This is a genomic window from Thermohalobaculum sp. (assembly GCF_058622915.1).
On the sequence record NZ_JBZSYN010000037.1, the window covers coordinates 1 to 15,259 of the forward strand.

General features: G+C 67.9%; 14 protein-coding genes and 1 pseudogene. 9 read left to right on the plus strand and 6 right to left on the minus strand.

Annotation, left to right across the window (positions count from 1 at the left end; genetic code table 11):
• Nucleotides 1-182: 182 nt before the first annotated feature.
• Nucleotides 183-1,283: an alpha-hydroxy acid oxidase gene (locus AC32QD_RS03305; protein ID WP_492009057.1), complete on the plus strand. Its 1,101-nt coding sequence runs from the start codon at nucleotides 183-185 to the stop codon at nucleotides 1,281-1,283.
• Between the two features lie 166 nt (nucleotides 1,284-1,449).
• Here AC32QD_RS03305 and AC32QD_RS03310 read toward each other — a convergent pair whose 3' ends face one another.
• Nucleotides 1,450-2,220, minus strand: coding sequence for an FkbM family methyltransferase (locus tag AC32QD_RS03310; RefSeq protein ID WP_492009058.1), 771 nt, complete (start codon nucleotides 2,218-2,220; stop codon nucleotides 1,450-1,452).
• A 236-nt stretch (nucleotides 2,221-2,456) separates the two neighbouring features.
• Here AC32QD_RS03310 and AC32QD_RS03315 point away from each other — a divergent pair, with 236 nt between their 5' ends.
• The 3 genes from AC32QD_RS03315 (at nucleotide 2,457) to AC32QD_RS03325 (ending at nucleotide 5,019) form a co-directional block, all read left to right on the plus strand.
• Nucleotides 2,457-2,756, plus strand: coding sequence for a DUF3303 family protein (locus tag AC32QD_RS03315; RefSeq protein ID WP_492009059.1), 300 nt, complete (start codon nucleotides 2,457-2,459; stop codon nucleotides 2,754-2,756).
• 365 nt (nucleotides 2,757-3,121) lie between these two features.
• Entirely contained in the window at nucleotides 3,122-4,255 is a 1,134-nt protein-coding gene (locus AC32QD_RS03320; RefSeq protein ID WP_492009060.1) for a glycosyltransferase family 4 protein, read from the plus strand.
• Entirely contained in the window at nucleotides 4,252-5,019 is a 768-nt protein-coding gene (locus tag AC32QD_RS03325; RefSeq protein ID WP_492009061.1) for a class I SAM-dependent methyltransferase, read from the plus strand. The genes AC32QD_RS03320 and AC32QD_RS03325 overlap by 4 nt, the downstream gene beginning before the upstream one ends.
• Nucleotides 5,020-5,203: 184 nt before the next feature.
• Here the strand turns inward: AC32QD_RS03325 and AC32QD_RS03330 are convergent, their stop codons facing one another.
• Genes AC32QD_RS03330 through AC32QD_RS03340 form a run of 3 tightly spaced genes read right to left on the minus strand, consistent with a single transcriptional unit; the run spans nucleotide 5,204 to nucleotide 7,594 of the window.
• Nucleotides 5,204-5,989 (minus strand): maleate cis-trans isomerase family protein, encoded by a 786-nt coding sequence (locus AC32QD_RS03330; RefSeq protein WP_492009062.1) that lies wholly within the window; start codon nucleotides 5,987-5,989, stop codon nucleotides 5,204-5,206.
• On the minus strand, nucleotides 5,979-7,226 hold the full coding sequence (locus AC32QD_RS03335; protein WP_492009063.1) for a D-amino acid dehydrogenase: 1,248 nt from the start codon (nucleotides 7,224-7,226) through the stop codon (nucleotides 5,979-5,981). Before AC32QD_RS03335 ends, AC32QD_RS03330 begins: the two co-directional genes overlap by 11 nt.
• 14 nt (nucleotides 7,227-7,240) lie before the next feature.
• Entirely contained in the window at nucleotides 7,241-7,594 is a 354-nt protein-coding gene (locus tag AC32QD_RS03340) for a RidA family protein (RefSeq protein WP_492009064.1), read from the minus strand.
• A gap of 145 nt (nucleotides 7,595-7,739) precedes the next feature.
• Between AC32QD_RS03340 and AC32QD_RS03345 the strand changes: the two genes are divergently transcribed.
• The 3 genes from AC32QD_RS03345 to AC32QD_RS03355 all read left to right on the plus strand — a co-directional run bounded on the left by AC32QD_RS03345 (nucleotide 7,740) and on the right by AC32QD_RS03355 (nucleotide 10,666).
• Nucleotides 7,740-8,882: a hypothetical protein gene (locus tag AC32QD_RS03345; RefSeq protein ID WP_492009065.1), complete on the plus strand. Its 1,143-nt coding sequence runs from the start codon at nucleotides 7,740-7,742 to the stop codon at nucleotides 8,880-8,882.
• Between the two features lie 431 nt (nucleotides 8,883-9,313).
• Entirely contained in the window at nucleotides 9,314-9,877 is a 564-nt protein-coding gene (gene efp, locus AC32QD_RS03350) for an elongation factor P (protein ID WP_492009066.1), read from the plus strand.
• A 33-nt stretch (nucleotides 9,878-9,910) separates the two neighbouring features.
• Nucleotides 9,911-10,666, plus strand: a complete 756-nt coding sequence (locus AC32QD_RS03355) for an inositol monophosphatase family protein (RefSeq protein WP_492009070.1) — start codon at nucleotides 9,911-9,913, stop codon at nucleotides 10,664-10,666.
• Between the two features lie 394 nt (nucleotides 10,667-11,060).
• On the opposite strand, the gene AC32QD_RS03360 is transcribed toward AC32QD_RS03355, so the two are convergent.
• Together AC32QD_RS03360 and ald are read right to left on the minus strand one after the other, a co-directional pair.
• A complete protein-coding gene (locus AC32QD_RS03360; RefSeq protein WP_492009067.1) occupies nucleotides 11,061-11,363 on the minus strand; it encodes a cupin domain-containing protein in 303 nt (100 codons plus the stop codon).
• Entirely contained in the window at nucleotides 11,360-12,478 is a 1,119-nt protein-coding gene (ald, locus tag AC32QD_RS03365) for an alanine dehydrogenase (RefSeq protein WP_492009068.1), read from the minus strand. Before ald ends, AC32QD_RS03360 begins: the two co-directional genes overlap by 4 nt.
• Nucleotides 12,479-12,753: 275 nt before the next feature.
• Between ald and AC32QD_RS03370 the strand changes: the two genes are divergently transcribed.
• Together AC32QD_RS03370 and AC32QD_RS03375 are read left to right on the plus strand one after the other, a co-directional pair.
• The gene (locus AC32QD_RS03370; protein WP_492009069.1) at nucleotides 12,754-14,022 is read left to right on the plus strand and encodes a biopolymer transporter ExbB; all 1,269 of its coding nucleotides are present in this window, start codon (nucleotides 12,754-12,756) and stop codon (nucleotides 14,020-14,022) included.
• Nucleotides 14,022-15,259: pseudogene (locus AC32QD_RS03375) on the plus strand (hypothetical protein); the annotation flags it as partial. The gene AC32QD_RS03370 and the pseudogene AC32QD_RS03375, both read left to right, overlap by 1 nt.

Genomic DNA, 15,259 nt, shown 5'->3' on the forward strand with positions numbered 1-15,259 from the left:
TCCGGCCGAACCGTTCGCCCTCGCAGAGGAGGATCGCGCCCGCGGAAGGGGGTGCTCGGGGGCGGGCGCGCGCGATCCGGCGCTGACGCGCCTAGGGCAGCAGGTGAAAAGGCGGTTCACTCGGGTCGGGCATTGCCCTAAGCCTGCCCTCCGGGCCCCGGCAAGCGAGGGAATGGCCACCGATGACGAAGGACCTGCGCGAGGACTTCCTCACCCTGCACGAATTCGTCGCCGCGGCGCGCCGGCGCCTCGACGACCACGGCTGGGGCTACCTCGTCGGCGGCACCGAGACCGAGACCACCCTGCGCCGCAACCGCCGGGCGCTCGACTCCGTCGCGCTCCGCCCGCGCGTGCTGCGCGACGTCAGCGCGGTCGACGCCTCCGCCAGCTTCCTCGGCGCCCCCGCGCGCCTGCCCGTGCTGCTCGCCCCCGTCGGCGGGCTGGAGACCTTCGACCCCGACGGCGCGCTCGCGGTGGCCCGCGCCGCCGGCGTCTTCGGCGTGCCCGCCATGGTCTCCTCGGTCTCCCCGCGCACCAAGCCCGAGCTGCGCGCGGCCACCGCCGCGCCGCTGGTCTACCAGCTCTATGTGCGCGGCTTCGGCCGCTTCATCGAGGACGAGGTCGAGGCCACGCTCGCCGCCGGCATGGACGCCTTCTGCCTCACCGTCGACACCGCCCATTACAGCCGGCGCGAGCGCGACATCGCCGGCCGCTTCGCCAAGCCCTGGCGCGCCAAGGTCCATGGCGAGGCGCGCCAGGCCCAGGCGGCGCTCAACTGGGCCGACGTGGCGCGCATCCGCCGCGCCTGTGACGTGCACCTGATGCTCAAGGGCATCGCCACGCCCGAGGACGCGCGCATCGCGGTCGAGCACGGCATCGACACCGTCTATGTCTCCAACCACGGCGGCCGCCAGCTCGACCACGGGCTCGGCGCGCTCGACCTGCTGCCCGCCATCGTCGACGCGGTGGCGGGCCGGGCGCGGATCGTCTTCGACGGCGGCATCTGCCGCGGCACCGACATCATCAAGGCGCTGGCGCTGGGCGCCGATTTCGTCGGCATCGGCCGGCTCTACTGCTACGCCATGGCCGCGGCCGGCGCGCCGGGCATCGTGCGCCTGCTCGAAATCCTCGAGGAGGAGCTCCTCACCAGCCTCGGCCTTCTCGGCGTCACCAACCTCGCCGGGCTCGACCCCGCCTGCCTGCACCCCGGCGCCCCGGTGGTCACCCAGCCCTCCGCGCTCAGCGCCTTCCCACTGCTGGGGCAGGGCGAGGACGGGCGGTAGGGCAGACCCCGTCGAGCCGGAACGGGCGCCGCCGTGAGCTGGTCCGGCGGTCACGGAGCCGTCCGGCCGTGCGGATCTCTGGCCGTGCCGGGATGGATCTTCAGCCACGCGGCCGATTTCGCAGTTCGGGCGGACGTTTCGGTGAGCGGCGTCGCAGAGAAACAGGCTAAGACAGGAAAGACAGGAACTTCTCGCCCCCGAAATTTCGCACTTGCCGGTCTTGCGAAAAGGCGTCGAAGGCCGCTGTGCAGCCTTCGACAATGCGGTCATGCAATTCCACGAAGATTGCCGGGATGCATTTCAGCTCGGCCGCATCCTGCTCGAACAATGCCTTTTCCCCGCCCTCGATGTCGAGCTTCAGCAATCCGATCTCGCGCCCCGGATGGTTCGCCGCGATTTCGCGAAGCGAGATGGTTTGGACCTGTTGCAGCGACGGTGCGTCGACGCGGTCATTCGGGTTCTTGACGATGGTCAAGCCCCATTCGCCGGTTCCACGGTCATACAGCTCGATCGATTGCCCGGCGATCGGTGCCAGCGCGGCGCGGACCGGTTCGATCCGCTCCATGCCGGCCGTGTTCCGGCAAAGGAGCTCGAAGTTGCGGTCGGACGGCTCGACGCTGACGATCTTCGCAGCAGGAAATAGTTGTGCCAGCTTGAGGGCCGCCGTGCCGATGTAGCCGCCGCCATCGACGATCAATCCGTCGAAGTCGGGCGCGAGAAACTTCCCCAGTTGCTCGAACTCGTCGCCGAGCGTTGACAGCGCCACAACTCGATCGGGGGTGCGGGGACGTATCGCGACCTTCGTCCTGTGGATCGTCAGCACGACGACAGGCCGGCGCAGGACTTCGGCGACCCTGAGTCGTATGGCCTCTATCAAGCCGACTTCTTTGCTTATTCGTTCAAAATAGCGGAACTGGGCGACGATCCAGCCATACACTTGAGGACCCCGCGAAATCGACCGGCGCTCGGCGCAGCGCGCCCCGCCCGGTGCTGTTGCCTGGTCTGGTCATCCCTCACATGGACGAGCCCCAAGCGCTGGATGCTGACGCAGCCCCGGGGGCAATTCAAGTGGCCCAACCGCATCCGCGCCCTCGCGGAAGCCGCGACATCGTCGCCGTTGCAGCGCGGTGCGGCGCGGGCGTAGCCTCGCCTCCTTCGCACGGGGAGGCACCCATGCGCATGATGCTCAGATGCACGTTTCCGGTCGAGCGCGGCAACGCGGCGATCCGCGACGGCTCGCTCAGAGAGACCATCCGCGGGCTGATGGACTCGCTCAAGCCCGAGGCCGCCTATTTCTACTCCGAGCAGGGCGAGCGCGCCTGCATGATGGTCTTCGACATGACCGACGCGACGCAGATCCCAAGGATCGCCGAGCCGCTGTTCCACAAGTTCGGCGCCGCTGTCCACCTCGTGCCGGTGATGAACGCCGACGACCTGAGGGCGGGCCTGGCCGAGGTGCCCGAGGCCGGCTAGCCGCCCCCCCGCGGGGCTGCGCGCTCGGGCTGGACCCCGATTGCCTGCCTCCACCGCCCGTGCGGTCACGCAGCCGCCCGCGCCGAGGACCTTCGCGCTCCTCGGTTGGGACGACGGCGCGCGGCAGATCGTGGCTTGAATGCGACTTTCGATCGGCCCCGATTCGAGTCGCCCAAGATCAACAGCGAACCGATTCGCCACATGGTTGATTTAAGCGGCGCTTGGGGGGCAGTGCCGGCCGCAGCGGAGCCACCCCGGTTCGCATGCCGAATTGTGGTGGATGAAAGGCTCATCAGCGAGCTAGACTGCTCAAAGCACACACTGGCGGAAAGCGTAATCTGGGCCAGGCCATGGCACGAAGAGCCTTGATTATCGTTGACCATATCGGGCGAGGCGGAACTCTTCCGTTCGTCAGCAGGTACGCCAAGTTTCTGACGAAAAACGGCTTCGAGTGTTCATTGAACGGCGCCCCATTCGAGGATGTGCTATCCGGCCGCGTGCGTCCGCCGATAGAGTTGGCGCGGGCGACGGGATTTTTTCGCTCTCTTCGATTTCTGCTACGCCGTAACAATAAATATACGATAATATCGGCCCATTCTCCGAAAGGAATAATATATGCTGCTCTGGTGAAGGTGGCGACAAGCCAAACGGCATTAATTACGTTCACTTTGCATTGGCCAGTTGACTCAAGTCGATTTGCCGCCAGACTGAAGCGGCTAATTTACTGCATTCCGGGCAGGATACACGCGATTTCCGCCTCGATCAGGGATGTGCTGTTAGATCGTTATCTGGTCTCTCCCCAAAGAATTCTGACATTCAACGTAGATGTCGACGCCCGCCGGTTTGTACCCTGGAATTTGGAAAATCGATGTAAATTTTATCGCGAATTGGGAATAAACGCATCATACCCCATATTGGGTTATGTGGGCAGACTAGATCAAGAGAAAAATATAGATTTTATCATACGATTTGCAGATGAATACGGACGCAATATACGCCCTGTCAACGTACTAATATATGGAGATGGCCCATTGATTGGGCGAATTGTGTCACAAATCGACAAATTATCCGGCCCTTCCGAGGTGAAATACATGGGATTCACGGATACGCCCGAATGCGCTCTTGCGACGCTGGACCTCAATATTCTGCCCTCTTCCGTCGAGGGCTTTCCGCTGGTTGTCGCCGAGGCGGGTCTATGTGGAACTCCCACGCTGCGGAGTTCAGTTGAAGGTGGTCACGAACAGATCAAGGATGGTGAGACCGGGTTTCTCTTCGACATCGATCACGGGTACGAGGCATTTTACGATCGGCTGGCGCGCGTGTTCGACGCCACTGGCCACGATCCAGCGGAGTTTCGGCCGGCCCTTCGCGAAATCGGGTTGAGCGCGCGGCAGCATTTTCAGAAAATTTGCGGCTCCGAGGATTTCGAGAGAAACTGCGAGGAACTGTTTTCGGAGGCCTTACTTAAGTCGGGATGCCAATCGGGAAGAAGCGCATGACTGAATTGGAACATTCTGGCACTTCGGTGAAGTCAAATCTGATTACGGGGAAAGCCTCGGAACAAGATTCCTGTCCTCCGTATGGTAGAGCGGCCATCGGCGAGCATGTGCGGTTGCTCAACGTGCGATCGGCGCCGATAGATGACAAGATCGGCTACCTCTGTCGGCGGGTCGCGGGAAAGCGTGTCCTCGATGTGGGAGCGGTCGAGCACGATTATCAGGCGACGAAATCTGGAGCCTGGTTGCACCGACATCTTTCACGTGCGGCTGCGTCGTGTCTGGGCATCGATATATTGGAGGATGAAGTCAAAAGGCTGCAAGAGGATGACTTCAATATAAAAGTTCATAATTTGTGCGAGGCACCAATTTTGGGTGAGTTCGATTGCATAGTCATGGGCGAACTGATCGAGCACATTGGAGAGAGCGAGAATCTTCTCAGGAATGCCGCTAGTGCATTGGCGGCAGACGGTCGAATTATGCTCACGACGCCAAATCCATGGTACATTAATACGCTTTTCCATGCAGTTCGCCGGGGCTTTTTTGTAGACAATACGGATCACGTTGCATGGTACGATCCGGGAACCATACTTACACTCGCGCACCGGTGCGACTTGGAACTCGTAGGATTCGCTGGACTGCGGGGTATGAAGCCACGGACGGTTTCGGGCAAAGTGGTTGGAGTTCTGGTTTCTATGTTGTGCAAGGCGGGACTATTTCCTTTGCTAGACTGCAAATCTATATTTTATGAACTGAAACGTGACTAAAACAGGAACTGAATCGGGAGGCGGGCTTCTATTGGGCATCGACGGGCGAGTCTCGGCCGGCACCCAAAATTCGTCAATTATTGGGTTAATACGGACGTTCAATAACTGTTATCTTGGCGAATATTACGTTCGGCTTGTTTGACGGAAGGCCGCTAGCCCGCCGCCCCGCCGCCCCGCCTCCCGCTCAAACCTCGAACAGCCGCCCCAGCTCCGGCCGGCTCTCGCGCACCCCGGCCAGGCGCAGGCAGTGCCAGGCCATGGCGTGGTTCGACGAGGTCACCGGCAGGCCGCACTCGGCCTCGAGCTCGCGGATCGCCGCGACCAGCCTCAGCGAGGTGCAGGAGACGAACACCGCGTCCACCTCGCGCCCCTCGGTGATGCGGCGCATGGCGCCGCGCAGGCTGGCCGCGTCGATGCGCGCTACCACCCGGTCCTCGGGCTCGTTGAACGAGCCGAACACCGGCACCTCGAAGCCACGCGCGGTGATGTAGTCGCGCACCACCGCGTTGACGTCGGCGCGGTAGGGCGTGAGCACCGCGATGCGCCTGGCGCCCAGCGCCTCGAAGGCGGCAAACGCCGCGGTCACCGGCGTCGTCACCTTGGCCTCGGGGCGCACCGAGAGCACGCGCTCTGCCACCGTCTCCTCGCCCAGCACCATGGTGGCCGAGGTGCAGCCGAAGGCCACCACGTCGAGCTTGCCGCCGGGCAGGATCAGGTCCACCGCGCCCGCGATCAGCGGCCCCATGGCGCGCAGGGTGTCGGGCGTGATCTGCGGTGCGCAGGAGATCCGGCTCTCGTAGAGGTCGACGCCGGGCGCCGTCAGCACCTGGCGGAACTCGTGCTCGATGGTGTAGTCGCACGACAGCACCACCAGCCCGATCCGCGCCACCGCGCCGATTCCGGCGTCGGTGCTGAACGGCAGGTGCTCGATCAGCTCGAAGGCCGGGGTCTGAACGCTCTCATCCTTCATAGGTCATGCCCTCCCTGGGGATCGCGGGCTGGCGCTGTGCCACCAGGTCGGCCAGCACCCGCGCCGAGCCGTTCGACATGGTCCAGCCGATATGCCCGTGCCCGGTGTTGAGCCACAGGTTAGCATAGGGGCTGCGGTCGATCACCGGCATTCCGCTCGGCGTCATCGGCCTGAGTCCCGCCCACATCGAAGGGTTGTCGAAGTCCGCCGCGCCCTCGAACAGCGCCCGCGCCTTTCCCAGCATCTCGCGGAAGTCGCGCGGCCGGTGGGCGTTGGAATAGCCGCTGATCTCGGCCGTGGCGGTCAGCCGCAGCCGGCTGCCCATGGGGCAGTAGGCCAGAAGGTTGTGCTCGTCCACGCCGCCCAGCCGCGGCGCGCGCTCGGGGTCGGTGATCTCCAGCGTCGCCGAATAGCCCTTGACCGGGTAGATCGGCAGCTTCAGCCCCAGCGGCTCGACCAGGTGCGGGCTATAGACCCCCAGGCAGACCACATAGGCGTCCGCGCGCAGCTCGCCCCGCCCGGTCACGGCGCAGGCGACCTCGCTGCCCTTGAGGCGCAGCGCCCGCACCGCCTCGCCATAGCGGAACGTCACGCCCTTGGCGGCGCACCGCTCTGCCAGCGCCGCGGTGAACAGGTGCGCGTCCCCGCTCGCGTCGCCGGTGACGAACACCGCGCCGGCGATCTGCCCCGCCGCGCGCTTCAGCCCCGGGTCCTTCGCCACCGTGGCGTCGGGGTCCAGCACCTCGATCTCGATCCCCGCGTCGCGCAGGATGGCGCATTTCGCCGCCGCCGCGCGGAAGCTCTCAGGCGTGCGGTAGAAATAGACCAGCCCGCCGCCCTGGCCGTCGTACTCCACCCCGGTCTCGGCCACCACCTCGTCCAGCATCCGCTGCGAGTACAGGCACAGCCGCGCCTTGCGCTCGGTGTTGATGCGCGCCTTCTCGGCGGTGCACTGCGCGAGGAACCCGGCCACCCAGCGCCACTGCCTGACCGACAGCCGGGGCGAGAAGCGGATCGCCTGGTCGCCCCGCCACAGCGAGCGCAGCATCATCCCCGGCGCCGCCGGCGAGGACCAGGCATAGGCATGCCCCGGTGCCACCAGCCCCGCATTGGCGAAGCTGGTGAAGCGGGCCGGGCCCGGCTCGCGCTCGATCACGGTGACCTCGTGGCCGTCCTTGACCAGCTGCCACGCGGTGGTGACGCCGATTACCCCGGCGCCGAGGACGAGGATGCGCATCTGCCGCCCGGGCCTCAGTCCACGGCGGCGACCACGCCGATCTCGACATTGAACTGCTGCGCCGCCAGCCGCGATTCGACGCAGGCGCGCGCCGGCGCGTTGCCCTCGGCCAGCCAGGCGTCCCAGACCTCGTTCATCTCGGCGAAGTCGCGCATGTCGGTCAGCCAGATGCTGGCGCTGATCAGCTTCGACTTGTCCGTGCCGGCCTCCCCCAGCAGCTTGTCGATGCGGCCCAGGATGTCGCGGGTCTGCTCGGCGATCGAGCCCCCCGGCGCGCCCTGCGCCACCTGGCCCGCGGTATAGACGGTGCCGTTGTGCACCACCGCCTGGCTCATGCGCTTGCCCACCTCGATGCGTTTGATCGTCATCGCTCGCCTCCCTCTTGAGTTGTGCGTCCTGTGCATCAAATCCGTGCCGGGCGCCGCGCACAAGGGCCAAGTTGTGCGACGGCGACTTGCCTCGCGCCGCTGCTGCCGGCATCCTCGGGGCCGGCAGGCGAGGCGAGAGACCATGATGGGACCCGGCAAAAGACTGCCCGCGGCGCGTCCGTGCAGGGCCCTCGAGGCGCTGCCCGCAACGCTCGACCTCTCGCCGGGCCGGGCCGGGACCGTGGGGCGCCTGCTGGTGGCGCTCTCGGTGCTGGCCGCCGCGCTCTATGTCCGCGCCGCCGTCGAGGGTGCCGGCGAGGCGGGCGAGAGCAGCCTCACCGAGGCCATCTCGCTCATCCAGCTCGCCCTCGCGGCCCTGGCCGCGGTCTTCGCCGCCCGCGCCGGCCTCGCGCTCATGTCGCACCGCTCGGCCCGGCTCGACGGCGGCCGCATCAGCGTCAGCGGCCGCACGCCGTTCGGCCACGAGGCGTGGAGCGAGCCGATCGCCGCCTATCGCGGCGTGTGCTGGCGCGTGGTGCGCAGGGGCGACGCGCGGGGCCATCCGGGCCGGCGCGTGTTCCAGGTCATCGAGCTGGTGCACCCGGACCCGGCGCGCACCGTGCCGCTCTATGTGCGCGAGACCCGCGAGGACGTGCGCGGCGTGTGGGAGGGCTTCGCCCGCCTGCTCCACCTGCCCGCGATCGACGCCCGCGACGGCGCCCCGCGCACGCGCGCCCCGGGCGACCTCGGCAAGTCGCTGCGCACGCTCGCCGAGGAAGGCCGGCTCGAGCTGCGCGCACCCCGCGCCGGCCCGCCGCCCGCCGGCCTCGAGCTGCGATCCGAGCGCACCGGCGGGGCCGAGACCCTCGTCGTGCGCCTGCAGGCGCGGCGCTTCCCCGCCCCCGCCTATGCCGGGGTGGTGCTGGCCGGCGCCTTCCTGGTCTATGCCGGGCTGGTGCAGCACGCGCTGCTCGGCTTGATCGTCGGCGGCGCGCTGGCCGGGCTCACCGCCTGGTGCTGGCTCTACGAGCCCGGCCACCCGCGCGAGCTCAGGCTGAGCCGGACCGAGCTGACCTATGACGACTCCAACCTCATCACCAGCGAGCAGCGCACCATCCCGCTCGCCGCCATCGAGGAAATCCACCTCGCGCCGCCCAGGCGCCCGGTCAACCGCGGCACCCTGGTGATCGCGTCCGACCGCGGCGAGGTCCGCACCGGCCAGGGCCTCTCGCCCGAGGCGCTGGCCTGGCTCAGGGACTGGCTGACCGCGGCGGTCGTCGGGGCGTGAGCGCGCGCGTGCGCGCGGACGGGACGGCGGCGGGGCCGGGGGGGGGGACCGGGGGGCGGGACCGGGGCGCGGGACTGGGGGCAGGGCGGCCCTGCGGCCGGGCGGCGCACTCTTATAGTCCGACTGTAGGAGTTACCAGTTTCCTACTGGAGAAACTGATCCATTTCGGGATTTGAAAGTCCCGGACGACTTTCGTGGACTTAACGGATTTCGACTCCGGCGAAATCCTGCGATGCCCGGCGGGCTTGTCCGACTTGACGTCCGGAAAAATCCGCCGCGGGGCCGCGGCGCCGTCGGCGAGGCCCGCCGCGCGCATCCAGCTCGGCGGGCCGCCGCCGGTTGCCGCCGCGCCCGCCCTTGTCTCGCCGCGCCGCCGCCTGTATATCCCGCCGCGACTTTTTCGCCCCCGAACGCCCCGGAAGGTCCCTGCCATGCCCAAGATCAGCGGCAACGAGATTCGTCCCGGCAACATCCTCGAGCACGACGGCGGGCTCTGGGTCGCCGTGAAGACCAACCACGTCAAGCCCGGCAAGGGCGGCGCCTTCGCCCAGGTCGAGCTGAAGAACCTGCGCGACGGGCGCAAGTTGAACGAGCGCTTCCGTTCCGAGGACAAGGTCGAGCGCGTGCGCCTCGACCAGCGCGACCAGCAGTTCCTCTACCAGTCCGACGACATGCTGGTGTTCATGGACGCCGAGACCTTCGAGCAGATCGAGCTGCCCGCCGACATCCTCGGCGACCGCCGCCCGTTCCTGCAGGACGGCATGACCGTGACCATCGAGTACTACGAAAACGAAGCCCTTTCAGTGACTTTGCCCGATAAGGTCACCTGCGCTGTGACCGAGACCGAGCCGGTGGTGAAGGGCCAGACCGCGGCCTCGTCCTACAAGCCCGCCATGCTCGACAACGGCGTGCGCACCATGGTGCCGCCCTTCGTCGGCGAGGGCGAGCGCATCGTGGTCTCGACCGAGACCGGCGAGTACGTGGAGCGGGCCTGAGCCGTGGCCACTGCCTCGGCCAACCTCAATGTGATGATCAAGGCGGCGCGCAAGGCCGCCCGCGGGCTGGTGCGCGACTTCGGCGAGGTCGAGCAGCTTCAGGTGTCGCGCAAGGGCGTGGGCGACTTCGTCACCGCCGCCGACCGCAAGGCCGAGCAGGTGATCCGCGCCGAGCTGATGGAGGCGCGGCCGAACTACGGCTGGCTGGGCGAGGAGTCCGAGCCGGTGCCGGGCCGTGACCCGACCCGGCGCTGGATCGTCGATCCGCTCGACGGCACCACCAACTTCCTGCACGGCCTGCCGCACTGGGCGGTCTCGATCGCGCTCGAGCACAAGGGCGAGATCGTCGCGGGGGTGATCTTCGACCCGGTCAAGGACGAGATGTTCACCGCTGAGAAGGGCGCGGGCGCGTGGATGAACGACCGCCGCATGCGCGTCTCGGGCCGGCGCGAGATGTCCGAGATGATCTTCGCCACCGGCCTGCCCTGGGATTCGGCCGAGAAGATCGGCACCGCGCTCTCCGAGATCGCCCGCGTGCTTCCCCGCAGCGCCGGCCTGCGCCGTTACGGCGCCGCCGCGCTCGATCTCGCCTATGTCGCGGCGGGCCGCTACGACGGTTTTTGGGAGCGCGGCCTCAACGCCTGGGACATCGCCGCGGGCCTGTGCCTGATGCGCGAGGCGGGCGGCCTGTTCGGCTCGCTGAGCCCGGGCGAGGCGCTCGACACCGGCGACGTGGTCGCGGCCAATGCCGAGATCTACGAGACCTTCCGCAAGCTGCTCACCGACTAGCGCCCCCGGCAGGCCAAGGCGCCAGGCCCCGGCGCCAGGCCCCGGCGCGCAGGCGCCACGCCAAGGCGCCAACCCCCGGCGCGCCAAGGCGCCACACCAAAGCAACAGAACAGGCCCCGGCCCCCGAGCCGGGGCCTCATGCAACCCCCGTGACCTCGCGTGAGAGGACCAGCGCCGCGCCCGGCCCAAACGAAGCGCTCCCGTCAGCCGCGCCCCCGGCCCAGCCAAGACGACAGGCCCCGGCCCCCGAGCCGGGGCCTCATGCAACGCCGCCGCGGACGTTTGGTTAACCAAAAACCCACCCGCGGCACATTCCAAGTAAAATCAATATCTTAACACGGCATCCAAATGTGGACACGCCCGCGCCGACCGCTGCAACCCGGCCGCGCCGCTCTCATCCCGGCCGGTGCTTGAGCTCCACCTCGACGAAGCGCAGCGCGCCGTCGGGGCCGTTGACCACGTCGTGCTCGACCCCGGCGGGGCGGTGGTAGGACTTGCCCGGCTCCAGTGTCACGGCCATGCGCGAGCCGTCGGCCGCGACCATCTCGACCCGGCCGCCCGTCACCGGCACGATCACGTAGTCAAAGCCGTGCCGGTGCCAGCCGGTCGCCGCCCCGGGCGCAAAGCGCCACTCGGTGACGCGAACGTCTGCGTTGTCGATGTGGACGACCGGCTCGGCCCGTCCCGCTGCGCTCACTTCGCCACCGCCAGCTTCGGCGCCAGCACGTCGATCTCCAGCGCCTGCCCGACGGCGTAGTTCGTCAGGTGCCCGGCATGCACGTTCAGCCCGGCCATCAGGTGCGGGTCGTCGCGGCAGGCCTCGCGCCAGCCCTTCCCGGCCAGCGCCAGCAGGAAGGGCAGGGTGGCGTTGCCCAGCGCGATGGTCGAGGTCCGCGGCACCGCCCCCGGCATGTTGGCCACGCAGTAATGCACGATGCCGTCGACCTCGTAGATCGGGTCGTGATGCGTGGTTGCGCGCGAGGTCTCGAAGCAGCCGCCCTGGTCGATGGCGACATCCACGATCACCGCCCCGGGCCGCATCTGCGCCAGCTGCTTGCGGGTCACCAGCTTCGGCGCCGCTGCGCCGGCCACCAGCACCGCGCCGATCACCAGGTCCGCCTGCACCACCAGTTCCTCGGTGGTCGCCTTCGAGGCGTGGTAGGTGCGGAACCGCCCCTCGAACACCTCGTCGAGATAGCGCAGCCGGTCGGTCGAGCGGTCGAGCACGCTGACATTCGCCCCCATCCCCGCCGCGACCCGGGCCGCGTAGCTGCCCACGACGCCGCCCCCGATCACCACCACGTCGGCCGGCGGCACCCCCGGCACGCCGCCCATCAGCACGCCGCGCCCGCCATTGGCCTTCTGCAGCGCCCAGGCGCCGGCCTGCGGCGCCAGCCGCCCCGCCACCTCGGACATCGGCGCCAGCAGCGGCAGCCCGCCGCGCCCATCCGTCACCGTCTCATAGGCGATCGCCGTGCAGCCCGATGCCATTAGCTCGCGCGTCTGCTCGGGGTCGGGCGCGAGGTGGAGATAGGTGAACAGCACCTGGCCCTCGCGCAGCTTCTTGCGCTCGACCGCCTGCGGCTCCTTGACCTTCACCACCAGCTCGGCCTCGGCGAAGATCCGGTCGGGCCCGTCGCTCAGCCGCGCGCCCGCCGCCTCGTAGTCCGCATCGGCAAAGCCGGCGCCCACGCCGGCGCCCGCCTCGACCAGCACCTCGTGGCCATGCGCGACCGCCTCGCGCACCGCCGCGGGCGTCATGCCGATCCGGTACTCCTGCGCCTTTATCTCCTTCGGGCAGCCGATGAGCATGTGCCTTTTCTCCCGTTTTCGAAGTGCAATACGCTTGCCGGCCCGCGTGCCGATCCGCTTGCCGATCCGCTTGCCGTTACCCTTGCGCCGCCGGCCCTTGCCGGCCCGGCGGCACCGTACCCCTAGCGCCTGCGCGGCAGCAGGTCCAGATTCGGTGGGATTCAAGAGCCACAGGCCGCGGTTTTTCCGCCACGCCCACCCCAAATCTGGTAGTTGCTGCTGGAATCACACGCAAATCTGCGTAATCTGTGGAAAACCTGGAGCGGGCGAGCCGGATGAATCCCAAGGACGGCCACAAGGTCGATTTCTCCCAGCCGACGCGGCAGATCATTCTGATGCTGATCGCGCTGGTGCTGACCGCACTGGGCGCGGTGCTCTTGAGCGGCAGGATCCAGCCGGTCCTCTACGCCAATATCTACCTCAACGGCGTCATCATCGGAGTCTTCGTGCTCGGCGTGCTGGCGACGTTCTGGCAGATGTACCAGCTGATCGTCGCCACCAACTGGCTCAACAACCTGCAGGCCGGCTACAAGGGGCACGAATACGTGCGCCCGCCCTGGATCCTCGCCGCCATGGCGCCGATGATGCGCGAGGGCAGGGTGCAGCAGCGCATGGCGGCCTCCTCGACGCGCCAGGTGCTCGACAGCATCGCCGACCGGCTGGACGAGATGCGCGACATCACGCGCTATATCACCAGCCTGCTGATCTTCCTCGGCCTGCTCGGCACCTTCTGGGGCCTGTCGATCACCGTGCCCGCGGTGGTCGACACCATCCGCTCGCTGGCGCCGCAGGGCGCGGGCGAAACCACCAGCGACGTGTTCAAGCGGCTGATGGGCGGGCTCGAGAACCAGCTTGGCGGCATGGGCACCGCCTTCGCCTCCTCGCTCCTGGGCCTCGCCGGCTCGCTGGTGGTGGGGCTGCTCGAGCTGTTCGTCGGCCACGGCCAGAACCGGTTCTACCGCGAGCTCGAGGAATGGCTCTCGTCCTTCACCCGCCTGGGCCTGATCGGCGAGGGCGACAGCCCCGAGACCGCTCTGGTGGCACTGCTCGAGCGCATCGACGAGGGGCTCGAGATGACCACCGGCTTCGCCAAGCGGGCCGAGGAGGCGCGGCTCGACTCCGAGCAGCGGCTCGGCAAGGCGGCCGACATCGTCGCCGAGATGGCGAGCCAGATCGACAAGGAGCGCTCGCTGGTCGCCCAGCTGGTGCGCGAGATGCGCGAGGCGCGCGAGTTGCAGTCGGGCCGCGACCATGCCACGCTGACGGTGCTGAAGCGCATCGAGTCCTCCAGCGAAACCAACGCGGCCACCCAGCAGGCCCTGGCGCAGGCCATCGAGCGCGGCGGCGGCCGCGCGTCCGGCGGCGGCGCTGCTCAGGCAGACGGCGAAATGCACTCGCACTTGCAGAACCTCGACATGCAGTTGCGCGAGATCGCACATGACATGACCACCGGCCGGCGCGAGAGCACCGCGGCGCTCAGGGCCGAGATCCGCGCGCTGATCAATCTCATCGACACCCGTACCCGACCCGCCGGGAGAGGCTGATGGCGTTCGCACGCCGCGCCGGAGGACGGCCCGAACCGAATACCTGGCCAGGCTTCGTCGACGCGCTGACCGCGCTTTTGCTGATCCTCATGTTCGTGCTGTCGATCTTCATGATCGTGCAGTTCACCATGAACGAGACGATCACCGGGCAGTCCAAGGAGCTCGACAAGCTCAATCAGCAGATCTCCGGCCTCGCCGACGAGCTGTCGCTGCAAAAGACCCGCGCGCAGACGCTCAAGGGGCAGGTCGGCGAGTTGCGCGCGACGCTGACCGCCAAGACCACCGAGGTCGACCAGTTGAACGCGGCGATGGCGGCCTTGTCGCATGCGCGCGACCAGGCCCAGGCGCGCGCCCAAACACTGCAGGGCAAGCTCGACAAGACCGTCTCGGCGCGCGACGCGCTCGAGGCGGCGCTGGCCAGCGCGCGCAAGGAGATGGACGCCGCGACCGAGAAGGCGCGGCTCGCCGCGGCCAAGCGCGACGCGCTGCAGGCGATGGTGGCCAACCTCCAGGACGAGGCGAAGAAGCGCAAGCAGGCGCTGACTCAGGTCACGGTCGAGCGTGCCCGCGCCCTGGCGCTGGTCGACCAGTTGCAATCGCAAAAGGCGACCGCCGAGACCGAGCGCGAGAAGCTGGCGCAGGAGCGCGTCACGCTGCTGGCGATGCTCCAGGACGTCAAGGGCGACAAGCAGAAGCTGCAGGAGGAGATGGCGCGGCTCGAGACCAAGAACCTCAGCCTCGAGCAGCAGCGCAAGGAGCTCAACGCGCTCAGGGCCGCCGCGGCGCAGAACCTCACCGAGGCGCAGACCAAGCTCAGCCAGTCCGAGCAGGAGCGCCTCGCCCAGGCCAGCGCCGTCAAGGCGCTGCGCGAGAAGCTGGCGCACAGCAGCGCCGAGCTCGACGCCATGACGCTCGCGCTCGAGGAGGCCCGCAAGCAGGCCGAGCAGACGCTGACCATGCTCGCCGCCGCCCGCGTCGCGAAGCAGGACCTGCAGGGCAAGCTCGACGCGCGCGCCTCGCAGATGGACCGCGAGGAGGCGCTGCGCCGGGTTGCCGAATCCGAGCTCTCCAAGGCCAAGGACCAGACGCTCGAGCAACAGCGGCGCGTGGCGGCGCTGAACGCCCAGCTGCTCGAGCTTCGCAACCAGCTCGGCTCGCTGCAGTCGCTGCTCGACGACTACAAGACCCGCGACTCGAGCCAGAAGATCAAGATCGCCGACCTCGGCGCCCGGCTCAA

Excerpts from the sequence above, each read along its gene's own strand:
- AC32QD_RS03305 (WP_492009057.1), top strand. The coding sequence starts at position 183 with ATGACGAAGGACCTGCGCGAGGACTTCCTCACCCTGCACGAATTCGTC.
- AC32QD_RS03315 (WP_492009059.1), top strand. The coding sequence starts at position 2,457 with ATGCGCATGATGCTCAGATGCACGTTTCCGGTCGAGCGCGGCAACGCG.
- AC32QD_RS03325 (WP_492009061.1), top strand. The coding sequence starts at position 4,252 with ATGACTGAATTGGAACATTCTGGCACTTCGGTGAAGTCAAATCTGATT.
- AC32QD_RS03330 (WP_492009062.1), bottom strand. The coding sequence starts at position 5,989 with ATGAAGGATGAGAGCGTTCAGACCCCGGCCTTCGAGCTGATCGAGCAC.
- AC32QD_RS03335 (WP_492009063.1), bottom strand. The coding sequence starts at position 7,226 with ATGCGCATCCTCGTCCTCGGCGCCGGGGTAATCGGCGTCACCACCGCG.
- AC32QD_RS03340 (WP_492009064.1), bottom strand. The coding sequence starts at position 7,594 with ATGACGATCAAACGCATCGAGGTGGGCAAGCGCATGAGCCAGGCGGTG.
- AC32QD_RS03345 (WP_492009065.1), top strand. The coding sequence starts at position 7,740 with ATGGGACCCGGCAAAAGACTGCCCGCGGCGCGTCCGTGCAGGGCCCTC.
- efp (WP_492009066.1), top strand. The coding sequence starts at position 9,314 with ATGCCCAAGATCAGCGGCAACGAGATTCGTCCCGGCAACATCCTCGAG.
- AC32QD_RS03355 (WP_492009070.1), top strand. The coding sequence starts at position 9,911 with ATGATCAAGGCGGCGCGCAAGGCCGCCCGCGGGCTGGTGCGCGACTTC.
- ald (WP_492009068.1), bottom strand. The coding sequence starts at position 12,478 with ATGCTCATCGGCTGCCCGAAGGAGATAAAGGCGCAGGAGTACCGGATC.
- AC32QD_RS03370 (WP_492009069.1), top strand. The coding sequence starts at position 12,754 with ATGAATCCCAAGGACGGCCACAAGGTCGATTTCTCCCAGCCGACGCGG.